The 14,285-nt window shown below is 62.0% G+C and carries 19 protein-coding genes; 8 read left to right on the top strand and 11 right to left on the bottom strand.

Translation table 11 applies throughout. The annotated features are described in order from the left end of the window. The coding region (locus CQ020_RS04775) for a S26 family signal peptidase (RefSeq protein ID WP_146116611.1) at nt 1–383 on the bottom strand (383 nt) is incomplete at its 3' end. A 175-nt stretch (nt 384–558) separates the two neighbouring features. Continuing rightward, on the bottom strand, nt 559–1,167 hold the full coding sequence (locus tag CQ020_RS04770; protein WP_105690769.1) for a TasA family protein: 609 nt from the start codon (nt 1,165–1,167) through the stop codon (nt 559–561). 185 nt (nt 1,168–1,352) lie between these two features. On the opposite strand from CQ020_RS04770, the gene arr reads away from it, so the two are divergent. Next, entirely contained in the window at nt 1,353–1,763 is a 411-nt protein-coding gene (gene arr, locus CQ020_RS04765; protein WP_105690768.1) for an NAD(+)--rifampin ADP-ribosyltransferase, read from the top strand. Nucleotides 1,764–1,817: 54 nt separating this feature from the next. On the opposite strand, the gene CQ020_RS04760 is transcribed toward arr, so the two are convergent. Both CQ020_RS04760 and CQ020_RS04755 read right to left on the bottom strand, forming a co-directional pair. Next, nucleotides 1,818–2,345, bottom strand: a complete 528-nt coding sequence (locus CQ020_RS04760) for a hypothetical protein (protein WP_105690767.1) — start codon at nt 2,343–2,345, stop codon at nt 1,818–1,820. Then, nucleotides 2,342–2,689, bottom strand: coding sequence for a PadR family transcriptional regulator (locus CQ020_RS04755; RefSeq protein ID WP_105690766.1), 348 nt, complete (start codon nt 2,687–2,689; stop codon nt 2,342–2,344). Before CQ020_RS04755 ends, CQ020_RS04760 begins: the two co-directional genes overlap by 4 nt. A gap of 338 nt (nt 2,690–3,027) precedes the next feature. On the opposite strand from CQ020_RS04755, the gene CQ020_RS04750 reads away from it, so the two are divergent. Genes CQ020_RS04750 through CQ020_RS04725 form a run of 6 tightly spaced genes read left to right on the top strand, consistent with a single transcriptional unit; the run spans nt 3,028 to nt 7,206 of the window. Continuing rightward, nucleotides 3,028–3,564: a PadR family transcriptional regulator gene (locus tag CQ020_RS04750; RefSeq protein WP_105690765.1), complete on the top strand. Its 537-nt coding sequence runs from the start codon at nt 3,028–3,030 to the stop codon at nt 3,562–3,564. Nucleotides 3,565–3,602: 38 nt separating this feature from the next. Next, entirely contained in the window at nt 3,603–5,273 is a 1,671-nt protein-coding gene (locus tag CQ020_RS04745) for an AarF/ABC1/UbiB kinase family protein (protein ID WP_258141709.1), read from the top strand. Nucleotides 5,274–5,301: 28 nt separating this feature from the next. After that, on the top strand, nt 5,302–5,823 hold the full coding sequence (locus CQ020_RS04740; RefSeq protein WP_105690763.1) for a universal stress protein: 522 nt from the start codon (nt 5,302–5,304) through the stop codon (nt 5,821–5,823). Beyond that, entirely contained in the window at nt 5,810–6,253 is a 444-nt protein-coding gene (locus tag CQ020_RS04735; RefSeq protein ID WP_105690762.1) for a CrcB family protein, read from the top strand. Before CQ020_RS04740 ends, CQ020_RS04735 begins: the two co-directional genes overlap by 14 nt. Beyond that, the gene (gene crcB / locus CQ020_RS04730; protein WP_105690761.1) at nt 6,250–6,621 is read left to right on the top strand and encodes a fluoride efflux transporter CrcB; all 372 of its coding nucleotides are present in this window, start codon (nt 6,250–6,252) and stop codon (nt 6,619–6,621) included. Before CQ020_RS04735 ends, crcB begins: the two co-directional genes overlap by 4 nt. Before the next feature lie 54 nt (nt 6,622–6,675). After that, complete coding sequence (locus tag CQ020_RS04725) at nt 6,676–7,206, top strand: ferritin (RefSeq protein WP_024817501.1); 531 nt, start codon at nt 6,676–6,678, stop codon at nt 7,204–7,206. Nucleotides 7,207–7,247: 41 nt separating this feature from the next. On the opposite strand, the gene zapE is transcribed toward CQ020_RS04725, so the two are convergent. The 4 genes from zapE to CQ020_RS04705 are packed head-to-tail and all read right to left on the bottom strand — an operon-like array spanning nt 7,248 to nt 10,359. Continuing rightward, nucleotides 7,248–8,396: a cell division protein ZapE gene (zapE, locus tag CQ020_RS04720; RefSeq protein WP_258141708.1), complete on the bottom strand. Its 1,149-nt coding sequence runs from the start codon at nt 8,394–8,396 to the stop codon at nt 7,248–7,250. Further along, entirely contained in the window at nt 8,393–9,388 is a 996-nt protein-coding gene (corA, locus tag CQ020_RS04715; RefSeq protein ID WP_105690759.1) for a magnesium/cobalt transporter CorA, read from the bottom strand. Before corA ends, zapE begins: the two co-directional genes overlap by 4 nt. 10 nt (nt 9,389–9,398) lie before the next feature. After that, a complete protein-coding gene (locus tag CQ020_RS04710; protein ID WP_105690758.1) occupies nt 9,399–9,824 on the bottom strand; it encodes a DUF1761 domain-containing protein in 426 nt (141 codons plus the stop codon). Nucleotides 9,825–9,843: 19 nt separating this feature from the next. Next, the gene (locus tag CQ020_RS04705) at nt 9,844–10,359 is read right to left on the bottom strand and encodes an Lrp/AsnC family transcriptional regulator (protein ID WP_181151748.1); all 516 of its coding nucleotides are present in this window, start codon (nt 10,357–10,359) and stop codon (nt 9,844–9,846) included. 173 nt (nt 10,360–10,532) lie between these two features. Here CQ020_RS04705 and CQ020_RS04700 point away from each other — a divergent pair, with 173 nt between their 5' ends. Continuing rightward, complete coding sequence (locus CQ020_RS04700; RefSeq protein ID WP_105690757.1) at nt 10,533–11,768, top strand: MFS transporter; 1,236 nt, start codon at nt 10,533–10,535, stop codon at nt 11,766–11,768. Nucleotides 11,769–11,775: 7 nt separating this feature from the next. Here CQ020_RS04700 and CQ020_RS04695 read toward each other — a convergent pair whose 3' ends face one another. Genes CQ020_RS04695 through CQ020_RS04685 form a run of 3 tightly spaced genes read right to left on the bottom strand, consistent with a single transcriptional unit; the run spans nt 11,776 to nt 14,239 of the window. Continuing rightward, nucleotides 11,776–12,282 (bottom strand): Lrp/AsnC family transcriptional regulator, encoded by a 507-nt coding sequence (locus CQ020_RS04695; protein WP_024817495.1) that lies wholly within the window; start codon nt 12,280–12,282, stop codon nt 11,776–11,778. 54 nt (nt 12,283–12,336) lie between these two features. Continuing rightward, entirely contained in the window at nt 12,337–12,978 is a 642-nt protein-coding gene (locus CQ020_RS04690) for a TMEM175 family protein (RefSeq protein ID WP_105690756.1), read from the bottom strand. Between the two features lie 31 nt (nt 12,979–13,009). After that, nucleotides 13,010–14,239, bottom strand: a complete 1,230-nt coding sequence (locus CQ020_RS04685) for an MFS transporter (protein ID WP_105690755.1) — start codon at nt 14,237–14,239, stop codon at nt 13,010–13,012. Nucleotides 14,240–14,285: the final 46 nt, after the last annotated feature.

Here is a 14,285-nt window from a genome sequence, read left to right as displayed (position 1 = left end):
GTTTCCACTCGTTGGTCTTCGACGGGGATGTGGTAGGTGATGATGTCGCCTACCTTGACGTCGGTGATGGGGGTGGGGATAGTGACGACGACGTCGCCCGGGTTGATCAGCGGCGCCATGGAGCCGGTGAGCATGGTGGAGGTCTGGTAGCCCAGGACCCGGGGTCCGATGGCGAGGAACAGGAACACCAACGCGCCCAGAACCAGCAGGCCCACACCGATGCCCTTGACAACTTTGCCGGCAACCCGGCGGAAGGCGCGCGGTTCAGTGGTGGCCGCTGCGGGCTGCTTCACAGCGGCGGTCTGGGAGGCCTGGACGGGCCTTGATGCGGCGGAACGCCGGCCGTGGACGGCGGGGGTGGTGATGGTGCTCAGTGCGCTCATGCCTGGCGTTCCTTTCAAGTGTTTGTTGTGGTTTTAGTGTGTCCGGCCCGGCTCAAGGCTTGGTGCGGATTGGCCTCAAGACTTGCTCAGGAAATGGACCAGGGACCGGCCTGAAGGGCAAACAGGCCGGCCTCTGGGGCCTATCGGATCACCTTCGTGGGGTGATGGGTGTTGTTTACTTGGTGGTTTCGGTGCGCTGGGTGCCGGTGAAGGCGAAGGCAACGGTGGACGTCGCGCCCTGGAAGTCGTTATTCGCGGCGGCCGGCAACGCGGTGGTGACCTTGAGGTTGTCGGTCTTGGTCGAGGCCAGGGAGGTGAGGTTGTTCAGGGCCTTGTTCGCTGCGATCACGGGTCCGGAGGCCAGGACAGTGGTTTTGGTGCCCGCGCAGTTGTAGGGGGCGGTGGCGCCGGTCCAGGCCACGGAGCAGTTTTCGATGGTCAGCTGCAGGCCGTTGGTGGCGTCGGTGGTGAGCAGGGAGGCTGTGGCGCCGGCGGAGGTGGTGAGGGTGACGTTGTTCAGGTCGGAGTTGCCGGTGTTGGCCAGGGTGACGAGCTTTTCGACTTTGTCCCCGGGCAGCAGGCCTGCGACCGGGACGTTGAGGGTGTTGGCCGGTCCGGGGGCGCCCAGGGCGATGGTGACGGTGCCTGCGGTGACGGCCTGTGAGGCCGAGGTGGAGGAAGTGAATGCGCCGTAGGTGCCCATGCCGGCGACGGCGGCTGCGGTGCCCACCAGTGCGACGGAAGCGAGGATCTTGCCGGAGGTGGTTTTGAGGCTGATGGCCATGGGAATCAGTTTCCTTTCGGGAGGCCACCGTGAGACCGGCCGGCCGTTCTCTTTCAGCCTGTGTGGCTGACAAGAACTACTGTGCCGGGCCCGGATCAAGAACAAATCCTGCATACCCGCAACACTTCCTCAGGAAAACCTCAAGACTCCCGCACTTGCCTGGTGGCTGGAAGTAGGCTTTAGCCGTGAATAAAGCGCTGGACGAGGGTCCCTTCTATCACGGCACAAAAGCCAATCTTCGGGAAGGTGATCTCCTGAGCCCCGGCTTCAGGTCGAACTATCGTCCTGAGGTCGTGATGAATCACATCTACTTCACAGCACTTCGTGACGGTGCGGGGCTGGCGGCAGAGCTCGCCGCTGGTGATGGCGAACCGCGCGTCTATGCCGTTGAGCCCACTGGCGCGTTCGAGGACGACCCGAACGTGACCGACAAGAAGTTTCCTGGCAATCCCACCCGGTCGTTTCGCAGCAGCTCCCCGCTCAAGATCATCGGTGAAGTGACCGAATGGACTCGCCTAACTCCCGAGGCGCTGCAGGAGTGGCGGGCACGATTGGCGGCAATCGTTGCGGACGAACGCGGAGAGATCATCAACTAAACGCGCTCCCCTCAACAAGCAGGTAGTGGACGCGGCTCTTTGACGTCCTCGCGATCATCGGGAATTGATGATCCGCCAGGATCGTGCACCCAGGAGAAACGCGACGGCGCTGATGACGGCAGGGACTGTGAGCCAAGCCCAGCTGCTTGTCCACCCCAACCCTATGGAGTCGGCCGAAGAGAATGCGGTGACGTTGACGAACAGGAATGTGTCGTGGGCCTCCATAGGGGTGTTTGAGTCGACGGCGGCAACCATGCCGAAGCTAAAGGCCAGGAAGAGGGCCCAGTAGAGGAGCAGTGCCAGCCCTGCGGTGATGACGCCGATGGACCATAGTGGCCGGAGGTCTCCGTCGGCGCCGTACTGCCGGGCGAGCGTCCTGGGCGACCCGAGGTCTCGAAGGCTCGATGTTGTATCCCGGGGGTCGCTGGCTAGTGCTTGCCGCAATTCCTTGACAATTGCCCGACGTTCCTTGCCTGTTAGTACGGCTTCAAGGTGCCAGTCGAGCCTGGTGAGGTACGCGTCGGTCTGTATCCGGTCTCTAAGTGACCTGCGGGGCGATGCTGCCGGTTCTACGGTGTTCATGGCTTGGCGGAGTCCTTTTCTGTGGCGTTCCGGACGGCAGAGGCTACGAGTCGCCACTGTTCCATGGCAGTTGCTTTTGCTTGTTCTCCGGCCGTTGTCAGGGCGAAGTATTTCCGTGGAGGACCGTTGGGTGATGAAACCATCCGCGTGCTGACCAGACCGTCGCGTTCAAGTCTGCTGAGGACGGGGTAGACCAGGCCGGTTGTGACCTCAAGGCCCATGGCGTCAAGCCGCTCAACCAGTTGGTACCCATAGGATTCCTCCTCCGCGATCAAGGTGAGTATTAGTAATGGCAGGACCGAGCGAACCATCTGTGCATCCTGCTGCGCCTGAATTCGGGACATAGTATTACTGAAACATTAATAGTGGTACTTCGCAAGCAACGACCGGATGTCCACCCCTCGCCAGGTAGGTAGTGCACGCTTCGCGAGCAGCAAAAGACGAGTACCGATTACTCGTGCGGCTGTTTGCCGACTCGTCTTTACTGAACCCAGCGGATCCACGCACCGGCCGTCGACCCCCCTCGTTGGCCGGAGCTGCCCCAGGATCCGCGGCAGGGGCCGGACGGCACCACCCAGAAGTGCTGTCCGGCCCTGCGCAAGCGAGCCATTGTCTCGGCGACCAAGCGTGTATATCGTTAACTATCGTTCAGTATCGTTCGCGACATACCGAGGTGAGCTTGATGCATAATTCATTCCCTGCAAACGGTTTTATGGGAAACAACCTGGACGGCATGTGGCAGGCCGTGGAGGAGTTTCGATCCCGGTTTGAAAAGCGCTCGGGCACCCGGGCGGGCCGCGGGGAGTTGAGGACGGCTATTCTGGCTCTCCTGGCTGAGCGCCCCATGCACGGCTATCAGATCATCCGTGAAATCGAAGAGCGCAGCGGTGGAAGCTGGAAGCCAAGCGCCGGCTCGGTATACCCAACACTTCAGCTGCTGGCAGATGAGGGTTTTGTCAGTACTGAGGAATCCAATGGCCGCAAAATTTACTCCCTCACCGAGGCGGGCCGCGAGGACGTTGCAAGCGCCGAAACGGCAGCGCCGTGGGAATCCGCCGGCAGCTCTTCAGGTTTCGCTGCCCTGCCCAAGGCCGGGGTGGAGCTTGCCCAAGCCGCGGCCCAAGTGGGGCGGACCGGAACTCCAAAGCAGGTGCAAGAGGCCGTGACGGTGTTGGAAGAAGCTCGTCGTCGGCTGTATTCGATCCTCGCCCGGGACTGAAGGGAGTGACGTCGCCTCGACGCGACCAGATGGATCCCATGGCTGGGGAGACCCGTGCCCGCTATCGTCGAATCCTCAGGTTTGCCGCATGGCACTTGCTGGTGACCTGGTGGTTCGAGTTGTTCCTGCCTCGTGTGGGTCTCCGGAGACTGACAGAGCGCAACCGCCCGCAGAGGATGCGGCGATTTGCCCGCCGGTTCCACAGCCTTGCTGTGGAGCTCGGTGGCTTGATGATCAAGGTGGGCCAGTTCATGTCCTCCAGGCTGGACGTGCTCCCGCCTGAGATTACGGCTGAACTGGAGGGGCTCCAGGACGAAGTGCCGCCGGTTCCGTTCCCGGCCATCAGGACCCTCGCCGAGGCGGAGCTGGGAGCGCCCTTGGAATCCGTGTTCGCTTCGATCGAGGAGGTGCCCATAGCCGCGGCATCCCTCGGGCAAGCTCACCGGGCGAAACTTCTCGCGGGCAACGCGGAGGATACTGGCCTCAGCAGCGTGGTTTTCAAAGTGCAGAGGCCGGGCATCGACACGATCGTGGACGTCGATCTGGCCGCCCTGCGACGGGTGGGCGGTTGGCTCAGCCGTATCCGCATCGTCTCAAACCGAGCCGATGTTCCGGCACTGATCAAGGAGTTTGCCCAGACCAGCCTGGAAGAGATCGACTACCTGAACGAGGCCGCAAACTCAGAGCGCTTTGCAGCCGACTTCGTTGATGACAACCGGGTGACGGTGCCGGGGGTGGTCTGGGAACGGACCACGCGCCGGGTGCTCACGCTCGAAGACGTCACCGCTATCAAGATCACGGATGCCGAGTCGCTTCGAATGGCTGGGATTGACCCGGCATCGGTTGCCCCCGTTTTTGCTTCCGTGATGTTTGACCAGTTGTTCACCAAGGGCTTCTTCCACGCCGATCCACACCCCGGCAATATCTTTGTCACCCCCGATTCCGGCTCGGCGGAACGGCAATGGAAGCTGACGTTCATCGATTTCGGCATGATGGGCGAGGTTCCGGCGAAAACCAGAAGCGGATTGCGCAAGCTCCTGATTGCCGCCGCCTCGCGGGATGGAAAAGGTCTGGTGGCCGCTATCAGCGATGTCGGTGTTCTCATGCCGTCGGCTGACACGGCCGAGCTGGAGCGGGCCATGACGCAGCTATTCGCACGCTTTGGCGGTATGGGCTTTGCCGAGCTTCGCGACGTGGACCCGCGGGAGTTCCGCGACTTTGGTGCGGAATTCGGCAACGTGATCAGATCGCTTCCGTTTCAGTTACCGGAGAATTTCCTGCTCATCATCCGCGCCATGTCACTGACGTCGGGTGTATGTAGTTCGCTGGATGCCCGGTTCAACCTGTGGGATTCGGTGGAACCGTACGCAGCACAACTGCTGCGGGATGAACGCGGCAACCTCGTCACTGACGTCGCGGGGCAGGCGTTCGACGCCGCCGCGGTCGCCTTGCGTTTACCGAAACGGCTTGATGGGCTGGTCACCAGATTCGAAGATGGAACGCTCCAAGTATCCAACCGACGGCTTGAACGCCAAATGAGCAGGCTCATCGTCTTGGCCCGGCGAGCAGTAGCTGCGGTGATCTTCGCAGCGTTGTTGGTGGCTGGCTCGGTGATTCGATCCGAGGACCTTGTGCTCGGCACCATGATGATGATCGCGTCGGCTGTTCCGCTGCTCTACGGTCTATGGCCCGGCCGCGGCAATCTATGAGCCAACTTCGTCGTCGTAGAATTGCGCTGTGACTGAGACCCCCGCACCCCATCCCGAGGCCTCCGGCAAAATGTCCGGACCCATCCTGGTAGGCGTGATGCCCGGGCAGCAGCGGGTCGTCGTCGAGCAGGCAGCGCAGGTTGCCGCTGGTGCGGGACTTCGGCTTGTTTGCGCGTACGCCGATGCCACGGTGTATCCCGTGGATGGAACCACCGGAGGGCCGGCCGCTCCCATCGACCCGGATGGTGTTGAAGGAGCCCAAGGGATACCGGAGTCATTGACGGCCAGCGTCGCCGAACAATTGGCTGGCTGGGACGTTGCATGGTCCATCGTGCCGCTTGCGGGGGAGCCGGCGCACGCCTTGGCCCGCGAGGCCGCGAGCATCGGCGCCTCCATGATCGTGGTGGGCACACGTGAGCACAAACTGACGGCCGCGATCAAGGAGCTGACGGCAGGCTCCGTGGCCCGCCGCCTTTTCCATCGCCAAGAGGTGCCGGTCCTCGTGGTCCCGGTGAACCCCCGGGTCCCGGACGACGATGACGACGACTGAGGCGAACAGGCCACTTCACCTTCACTGGGGTTTCATCGGCATCGTGGCGGCCGGCGGCGTGTTCGGTGCGCTCGCCCGGTACGGCCTTGGACTGGTGATCCCAGCCCCGGATGCCTGGCCGCTGCCTACATTGGTCATCAACCTGTCCGGCGCGTTGGCGCTGGGGGCACTGCTGGAAGGACTCTCCCGAAGGGGGCCCGACGTCGGAAGCCGCCGGGTTCTGCGGCTTGCTTTGGGGACGGGGTTCCTGGGTGCCTATACGACCTACAGCACCTTGGCTTTGGACGCAGTCCACCTGTTCATGGCGGAGGCGGCGCCCGGAGCTGCAGGGTACCTCGCAGCGAGTTTGTTTGGCGGGGCCGTGGCCACTACTGCAGGCATCTGGCTGGGTGCTTGGCATCACCGCCGCGTGACCAGGCGTTTGCCGTGACGGTGATTCTCCTTGCGCTTGCTGGAGGAGTCGGCGCAGCGGTCAGGTTCATGGTGGACGGTTTGATCCGGCAGCGCGTCAAGACTGCCTTCCCTTGGGGAACCATGCTGATCAACGTCACGGGTTCATTTGCTCTCGGGTTCCTTGCCGGACTGGTGATGCGGGGCCATGCGCCTGGGTCACTGTTCCTGATCCTGGGGACAGGTTTTTTGGGCGGGTACACCACTTTCAGTACGGCGAGCCTGGAGACCATCCGGCTGATCCAAAGTGGAAAGACGGGCCTGGCGCTCATCAACGGATTGGGCTCCATGGCAGCGAGCGTCATTTCCGCTGCGGCCGGTGTGGGTATCAGCCTGTTGCTGCCTTGAGGAGTGGCCAATCTCACCAACAAAAGTGTCTTGCCCCGCCTGTAGGATCGAGCCATGGCTAAGAAGACTTTCAATGAGCTGTTGTCCGCCCAGGTCGCCAATGAGTTTGCGGCCTCCCAGCAGTACATCGCAGTAGCTGTGTACTTTGATGGCGAAGACTTGCCGCAGCTGGCCCGTCACTTCTATCGCCAGTCACTCGAGGAGCGCAATCACGCCATGATGATGGTCCAGTACATGCTGGACCGTAACGTGCACGTGGAGATTCCAGGCATCGCACCGGTTCGCAATAACTTCACCAACGCCAAGGAACCCATCGCGCTCGCGTTGGAGCAGGAGAAGGAAGTCACCCGCAACATCGAGGAGATGTTCCGTGTTGCCCGTGCAGAGGGCGACGCCCTGGGTGAGCAGTTCATGCTGTGGTTCCTGAAGGAGCAGGTTGAGGAAGTTGCCTCGATGACCACGCTGCTGAACATCACCGAACGTGCCGAGAACCTCTTCGACATCGAGAACTACGTTGCCCGCGAAACCGTAGGCGACGGCGGAAACGACGCCAGTGCGCCCTCCGCCGCCGGCGGCGTCATCTAACAGCCCGCTTGGGGCAACTGTTTCAGGAGGCCGTTGGAAGCTTAGCTTCCAGCGGCCTCTTCGCGTTCCAGTTCGTCGTCCGGATGAGAACGGCTGAGCAGGGATAGGCGGCTGGCGATGCGCGCGAGATCCACGGGCAGAACGCTCCCGCTCCCCTCAACGTCCCAGTCAAGGGGGCCGGAGCCGATCAGGAACAAGGTGACGTCCTGGTCGTAGAGCACATCCACCACGTTGCTGAACCGCTGCCAAGCGGGCGCGGATGCTGCGTCACCGTCTACCGGCGACGGAACGTCGTCAATGACCCACGTGCTGAACATTTCGGCCAAGGCCAGAAAGTCCGGCGTCGAGGTCAACCCACCACACAGTTCATCAAATCCAACCCACAGAAGGTCCGGGTCCGAGTTCTTGACCACGATCGGCTGGGTTGTGGGCTGCACAACGCGGCCTTGGGACGACGTCGGCCGGAACAGGCCGAGGCGCCCCAGCTGTCCGGGTGCGCCGGGGGAGATGATGCGTCCTGATCGGAACGCCCCGGTGCCGGGGGAAGGGTGTGTTCCAGCGGCCGGATAGCGGCGAAAATCCGAGCCACCGCTGATTTCCACCACGTCCATCATGTCCTTGATGGCCTCGATGGTGGGCAGGAAATGCTCATGCCAGAGGGGATTGGGCAGGAGGTCATCCGGCGCGTAATTGGAGGTGACCACCAGGGAAACCCGGCGCTGCGCGGCGGTCCGGAGCAGGTGGGAAATGAACATGCCGTCGCCGATGTCGTGGACGTGGAACTCGTCGAAGAACAACACGTCAACATCGCTGAGCACGGCGTCCACCGACTGCTGGATCGCCGTGCCGTTGCCTGACTCCAACCCATGGGTGCCGCCATGAAGCCTGCGAAAGAAATCGTGGAAGTGGACACGCCGTTTCCGTGCCTCCAGCCGCACGTAGAAGCTGTCCATCAGCCACGTTTTTCCGCGGCCAACGGGTCCGTGGAGATAGAGGCTTCGTGGCAGCTTTCGGGGTAGCGCCCGACGGCGACCGGTCAGCTGGGCACCAAAGGTTGCCAACCGCTCGGCTGCTAGCCGCTGACTGGGTTCAAGCTCAAAACCTGACCGGCTGGCGTAGAGCGCCATGCCCTCAAGCAAAGTCCTCACGGTGTCCCGCTGACCTCGGGGACGTCCCAAGGATGGCGTCACAGCCAGCCTTTGCGCTTGAAAATGAGGTACATCAGCAGCGCTGCCCCGAACATCAGCCCCACCGCGAGGGGATAACCGAAGTCCCAGTGCAGCTCAGGCATATGGTCGAAGTTCATTCCATAGACACCGGCCACGAAGGACGGCGCGAAGAGAATGGCAGCCCATGACGAGATCTTCTTGACCTGCTCGTTCTGGGCGGCACTGGCCTCATTCTGGCGGTTTGCGGTCAGTGTGCCATCCAGGGTGAGGGCGTTCTGCAACAGGTCCCGAAAGGAATTCACGCGGGAGATGACGCGCTGCACGTGGTCCTCCACGTCGCGGAGGGAACGCTGCAATTCAATATCGACGCCATACTTTTCGAACCCCTTCTCCAGAAGCGCCATCATGTCCGGGAGGGGCTGGATGGCACGCTGGAACTGGATCACTTCACGGGAGAGCTCGTAGATGCGACGCGACACAGTGCTGTCGCCGCTGAAGAGCTGATCTTCGATCTCATCGATGTCGTTTTCAAGACCTGCCACTACGGGGGCGTAGTCATCCACCACCTGGTCCAGGAGAGCGTAGAGCACGGCTTCAGGCCCATGGCAGAGAAGGTCGGGACGTGTCTCCAGCCGGTGTCGGACGCGGGCCACGCCACCTGTTTCGGCATGCCGGATGGTCACCACAAAGTTTGGTCCGGTGAAGACGTGGAGTTCGCCGAACTCCACCGTTTCGGTCTCGTCGAGGTAGCGGGCGGGCCGGAGGACCGTGAAGAGGTTGTGGTCGTAGCGCTCCAGCTTGGGCCGCTGGTGCGCTGAAACGGCGTCCTCCACGGCGAGTTCGTGAAGCCCGAACTCCTGGGCAACTGCGGCCATCTCTTCCCTGGTGGGACGATACAGCCCGATCCACGCCATGCCGCCGTGTTCCGATAGCGTCTCAAACGTCTGTTCGAGGTTTTGAGGGGTGGCAGTGCGGACGCCGTCCACATATACGGCGTTATCGATGATGGTCACTGGTTGAACGCTACTGCATGGCTCCGAGGATGGCGCCCGCGATGGTCATTGCCAGGAGATCGTGGCCGGAGTCGATGAGCGTCACTGCCGTTGGCCGCCCGGCGAAGCCGTTATGAATGACATGGCCGCCGGCACGGAAGACGAGAGCAAGGATCAGGGCAAAGAGTCCTCCGGCAACAAGGGTATTGAGTTCCAGGGCGCTGATAAGGACAGCTAGGAGGATGCTGGTCGCGGCCGCTGCCACCATCATGGGAACCCAGATGCCTGCTCCGCCTTCGATGTTCTTGAGGTCTTCTTCGGTTTTGCCGATTGCCTGCATCCATCTGCGGCCAAGCACGGCCGGCATGTACCAGACGAAGCCGATCACCATGGATGAAACGAAAGCCAGAAGTACGGCGAGCCAGTTGATCTGGGAGATGTGTGAGAGCCAATCCATGCCTAAAAGCCTAGTGTGTTCAGGCCTCCGGTCCGCCGCTTCGGCCTTCCTGCCTGGTCCGTGTTGGAGTTGCCGCCATCCTGCCGATAAGCGGCTCGGTGCGGTAGGGGATATGGGTGTGCAGGGCCAGCACGGTTTCGGTCCGGATGACTCCCTTGGTGCGGAGCACCGAGCGCAAGGCTGACTGCAGGTTGTGGGTATCCGTTGCTACTACCCGGCACCACAGGTCACCGCGACCGGAAATCTCGTGGACTTCCAACACCTGGGGGATCAGGCGCAAGGCGCCAATAACGCCGTCGAGTTCGCGGTGGGTGACTTCAATCGTGACGAAGGCGACGACGTCGTAGCCCACCTTCTCGAGGTCCACTTCCCGTCCGGCTGCATGAAGCACCCCGGACCGGAGAAGGCGTTTGACCCTGCTTTGAGCCGTGTTGCGCGCTATGCCCAGTTCGTCGCTCAACTCGGCGATCTGGATCCGGGGATCTTTGATGAGTTCCAAAAGGATCTTCAGGTCCATGGGGTCAAGGGTGTTCAAATGGTCACTCCAGCTCACTTGGCTCTCACTACTTTGAGTATTTTGCTCAATTCTTGCATCCTTATCGCTCTTTGAGATCAGCGCCATTGCATTCTGTTGCCATCACTAATAGGCGGGGCTGCGCTTCCCACAAGGAAACCTGCAGCCCGGCCACCGAGCCCGAAGGCAATGAAATGACTGTCTTGAGCGAACTCCGCATGCGTCCGGCTACCGCCGATCGCTGGGGATGGGACGCCTCCACCACCGCCAGGCTGGTCCTGGCCGGGGTTGTGATCTTTACGCTGCTGGTCGGCGCCAATCTCGCCACACCGCTGTATCCCTTGCTCCAATCCCGGCTGGGCATGTCCTCGCTGGGCGTCACTGTTGGCTTTTCGAGCTACGTCCTTGCTTTGATAGTGGTTCTCATGGTGGCAGGTCATTGGTCGGACCACATCGGGCGGAGGGCAGCACTGGTCCTTGCTGTGCTGGTCGGCTTGGTAGGCGGGGTGATCTTCGCGAACGCGGATTCGCTGGTGTCGTTGTCCCTGGGCCGGGCACTGCAGGGCGTGGCCGTTGGACTCGCCACGGGAGCCAGCTCCGCCGCGCTGCGCGAACTGCTTCCCCAACGGCCCGACTGGGCCTCCCGTTTTACGCTGCTTTCCTCAGCCGGAGGTGTAGCGGCCGGTCCGGCAATCGGTGGCGTCCTGTCGCTTTTGCCGGACCCCACGCGTACTCCGTACTACGTCCATTCGGCAGTCTTGATAGCGGCCCTTATTCCCCTGTGGCTCCTCAAGGCCAGGCCTGCCATCGCTCCGGCGGAAGGCCCGAAACCCCTCAAGGTCCTTGCCCCCAGGAGGCCATCCATCTCACGGGATGCCCGCGGAGCATTCTGGATGGCTGCCACCACCGGGTTCCTCAGCTTCTCGGTGTTCGGCTTCTGCCTGTCCTTGGCGCCGGGCTATTTCGCCGGCGTGGTCCACGCAGATTCCAGGCCCCTGATCGGCGTCCTTGCCGGCCTCACTCTGGGGGCCTCAGCCTTGAGCCAGCTACTGGGTGCCCGCGGACGCTTCGTTGTTCCTGTTTCCCTTGGCGTGCTGGGTGTCTCCGTGGTTCTGCTGGGGGCCGCGGCAGCGTGGTCCAGCCCGTGGCTGTTGGTGACTGCCTGCATCACGGCCGGGGCAGGTCAAGGCATTGCCTTCCGGCAGGTCTTCAACGAGGTTGCCGGCAAGGTGGAAGCGGCACGACACGCCCAAGTCATCAGCACCGTCTACGTCATCACCTACTTGGGCAGCGCTGTTCCGGTGATTGGGCTGGGACTGGCTGTCACGGCACTCGGCCTGCAGACCGCCGTCGTGGTTTTCACCGCTTTGTGCGGCATGGCAGCCCTGATGCTCGCGGCAGTGTCTCTTCGGAAGTCCTTGCGGGGCTGAAAGCCGCTTACTCCGGCAACGGACCCCGGTTGCCGGGAATGTGCTGAAAGACCATGGTGGTTTCGGTGTGACCGACCACGGGGTCGGTGGCGAGGTTGTCCAGGAGCCAGTTGCGGAGGTCGTCCGTGTTGGCCACAGCAATATGGAGAAGGTAATCCACTGAGCCGGTGGTGTGGAACGTGGAAATGACCGCCGGAAGCTTGGGGACGCGCGCCGTGAAGCGGTCAATCTGGTCCCGGTCATGGGCGCGGAGGCGGACCGCAATGAGGGCCTGAACAGAGCGGCCTATTGCCGGCAGGCTCAACACAGCCTCGAAGCCCTCAATGATCCCGCGTTCGGAGAGGGCCCTGGTGCGCATCAGGGCCGTGGAGGGGGCGATCCCCACGAGTTCGGCCAATTGCTTGTTGGATATGCGGGCGTCGTCCACCAACGCTGCGAGAATCCGTTCATCGATCGCGTCCAGCGGCTCTGCGCTGCCCGTGGTTGACCGAACATTCTTCGTGGGGTTGCTCACGGATCCTCCTGAAATTGCCTTTGAACCATCTTATGCGGTCAATTCTTCAGGTGACTATGGTTTCGCGGGCGAGCGATGTGCTCGCCGCCGGTCCAATCGCTGGAGCGGTTCGCTGAGGAGCATCAACAGCAGGGGCCAGTTTCCTGCGCCGGGAATGACAACGGCCAGAACGAGTGCAGCAAGGAAGAGCCCGGAAACGATCCAACTCGCCCGAATGCCCATCACGGCGTCATCGTCGGCCATGTCGTGGAGGTCAGGGTGGGACCGGAGATAGATGCGGGCCAGAAGAAGCATCAGGCTGGTGGCGCACAAGGTTCCTATGTAGACGAGTGGCTGTGCCCAGTCGGACTCCATCTGGGTGGAGAGTGATGTGGCCACGGGCATCACCACAATGGTGAACATCCATGCCACCGTCAGCCACAGCAAGCCCCCGTCAACGCGCTTGACGCTGCGAAACAACTTGTGGTGGTGCACCCAGAACACTGCGATGAGGATGAAGCTGAGGGCAAAACCGAGCAAGGCATACTGTTCCTCGGCCAACCACTCAGCCGTTGTGCCGTCATGGTCGGCAAGTTCTCCCACGCTTTCCATGAGAGGCAAGATCAACAACGTCAAAGCAATCGCCACCACGGCATCCGTAAACGCCTGCAAACGCTCCGGCGACGACAGCTCCCGGCTTTTCGTGACCTGTGTCATGCCTCCGATTCTAGGGGCAGTCCTGGCGAAATCAGCGGGAGTGGCGCGGTGATCGGTGAACTATCAAGGTAACTGCTGCCGTCGTGCATGACAGCGCGATCACGCTCAATGCCAAAGCCGGCCAGCCAAATGCCTGAAAGGCAAGACCGCCCGCCCAACCGATGACGCTGGAACCCAGGTAATAGGACAGGTTGTACAAGGACGCTGCTTGCGCGCGGCCTGTTGTGGCGATGGCTCCTGTCCATCCCGAACCAACGCTATGGGCGGCGAAGAAGCCGCCTGTGAAGATCACCAGTCCGGCCAGGGTGGCTGCCAGGTTCTCCACCAACGTCATTGCCAAACCTGCCGACATGATGGCGATACCCGCCACCAGGACGTTCCGCCGGCCAAACCTGGTGGTCAAGCCCGCTGCCCAGCGCGAACTGACCGTTCCGGACAAATACGCCAGGAAAATAAGGCTGACAACGGTGGCAGGAAGCCCAAAGGGTTCTGCATGCAAACGGAATCCGAGGTAGTTGTAGACGGCCACGAAGCCACCCATGAGCAGGAACGCCTGCAAATACAGGGATAGCAGCTTGGGATTGCTGGAATGCCCACCCAGAGTCCGGAGAGCTCCGCGAAATCCCAAGGCAGGGGCTGGGCTGAATCGACGTTGCTTGGGAACAAGCACCAGGAACAAGACAGCTGAGAGCGTGGCCAGCAGGGACACCGCCAGGGCTGCGGCACGCCATCCCCAAAGCTCTCCAACGGGCCCGGCCACCAGGCGCCCAGCCAATCCGCCCAGGGTAGTTCCGGCAACATAGGTTCCGGCTGCGAGGGCTGTGTGGACTTTGGTGACTTCCTCATTGAGATACGCGATGGCGATTGCGGGGATGCCGCCCAAAGCCATGCCTTCCAGGGTCCGGAGTCCCAACAGCACGGGCACGGTGGGCGCAAGTGGCACCAATAATCCCAACAACGTGGCGATGGCAATGCCAAGGGCCATGGCGCGGACCCGGCCAATCCTGTCCGCCAGGAAAGACCATGGAAGCACAGTGGCAGCCAGGCCCACAGTGGCAAGGGAAATGCTCAACGCGGCTTCGGCTGCCGTGATCTGCAGGTCAGCTGCCATGAGCGGTAGAACGGCCTGGGTGGAGTACAACTGCGCGAAAGTAGCAACACCGGCAAGGGCCAATGCTGCCAGGACGCGGCTGTAGCCGCGCGAGCCCTTGGCATGGCCGTCCCAGGAATCGGTACTGGTCACGGAGATTGCTTTGCTCACCGAGCCAGATTAGGACGGAGTGAATTCCTTATTCCAATGCATAGGT

This window comes from Arthrobacter sp. MYb23, assembly GCF_002979775.1.
Taxonomy (GTDB): Bacteria; Actinomycetota; Actinomycetes; order Actinomycetales; family Micrococcaceae; genus Arthrobacter.
The sequence above is the reverse complement of the archived record's forward strand: the minus strand, read 5'-3'. Positions and strand labels throughout refer to the sequence as shown.

What these genes read in the sequence shown, in the direction of transcription:
- CQ020_RS04770 (WP_105690769.1), bottom strand. Translation starts at nt 1,167, where the DNA reads ATGGCCATCAGCCTCAAAACCACCTCCGGCAAGATCCTCGCTTCCGTC.
- CQ020_RS04760 (WP_105690767.1), bottom strand. Translation starts at nt 2,345, where the DNA reads ATGAACACCGTAGAACCGGCAGCATCGCCCCGCAGGTCACTTAGAGAC.
- CQ020_RS04755 (WP_105690766.1), bottom strand. Translation starts at nt 2,689, where the DNA reads ATGTCCCGAATTCAGGCGCAGCAGGATGCACAGATGGTTCGCTCGGTC.
- CQ020_RS04750 (WP_105690765.1), top strand. Translation starts at nt 3,028, where the DNA reads ATGCATAATTCATTCCCTGCAAACGGTTTTATGGGAAACAACCTGGAC.
- CQ020_RS04745 (WP_258141709.1), top strand. Translation starts at nt 3,603, where the DNA reads ATGGCTGGGGAGACCCGTGCCCGCTATCGTCGAATCCTCAGGTTTGCC.
- CQ020_RS04735 (WP_105690762.1), top strand. Translation starts at nt 5,810, where the DNA reads ATGACGACGACTGAGGCGAACAGGCCACTTCACCTTCACTGGGGTTTC.
- CQ020_RS04725 (WP_024817501.1), top strand. Translation starts at nt 6,676, where the DNA reads ATGGCTAAGAAGACTTTCAATGAGCTGTTGTCCGCCCAGGTCGCCAAT.
- CQ020_RS04710 (WP_105690758.1), bottom strand. Translation starts at nt 9,824, where the DNA reads ATGGATTGGCTCTCACACATCTCCCAGATCAACTGGCTCGCCGTACTT.
- CQ020_RS04700 (WP_105690757.1), top strand. Translation starts at nt 10,533, where the DNA reads ATGACTGTCTTGAGCGAACTCCGCATGCGTCCGGCTACCGCCGATCGC.
- CQ020_RS04690 (WP_105690756.1), bottom strand. Translation starts at nt 12,978, where the DNA reads ATGACACAGGTCACGAAAAGCCGGGAGCTGTCGTCGCCGGAGCGTTTG.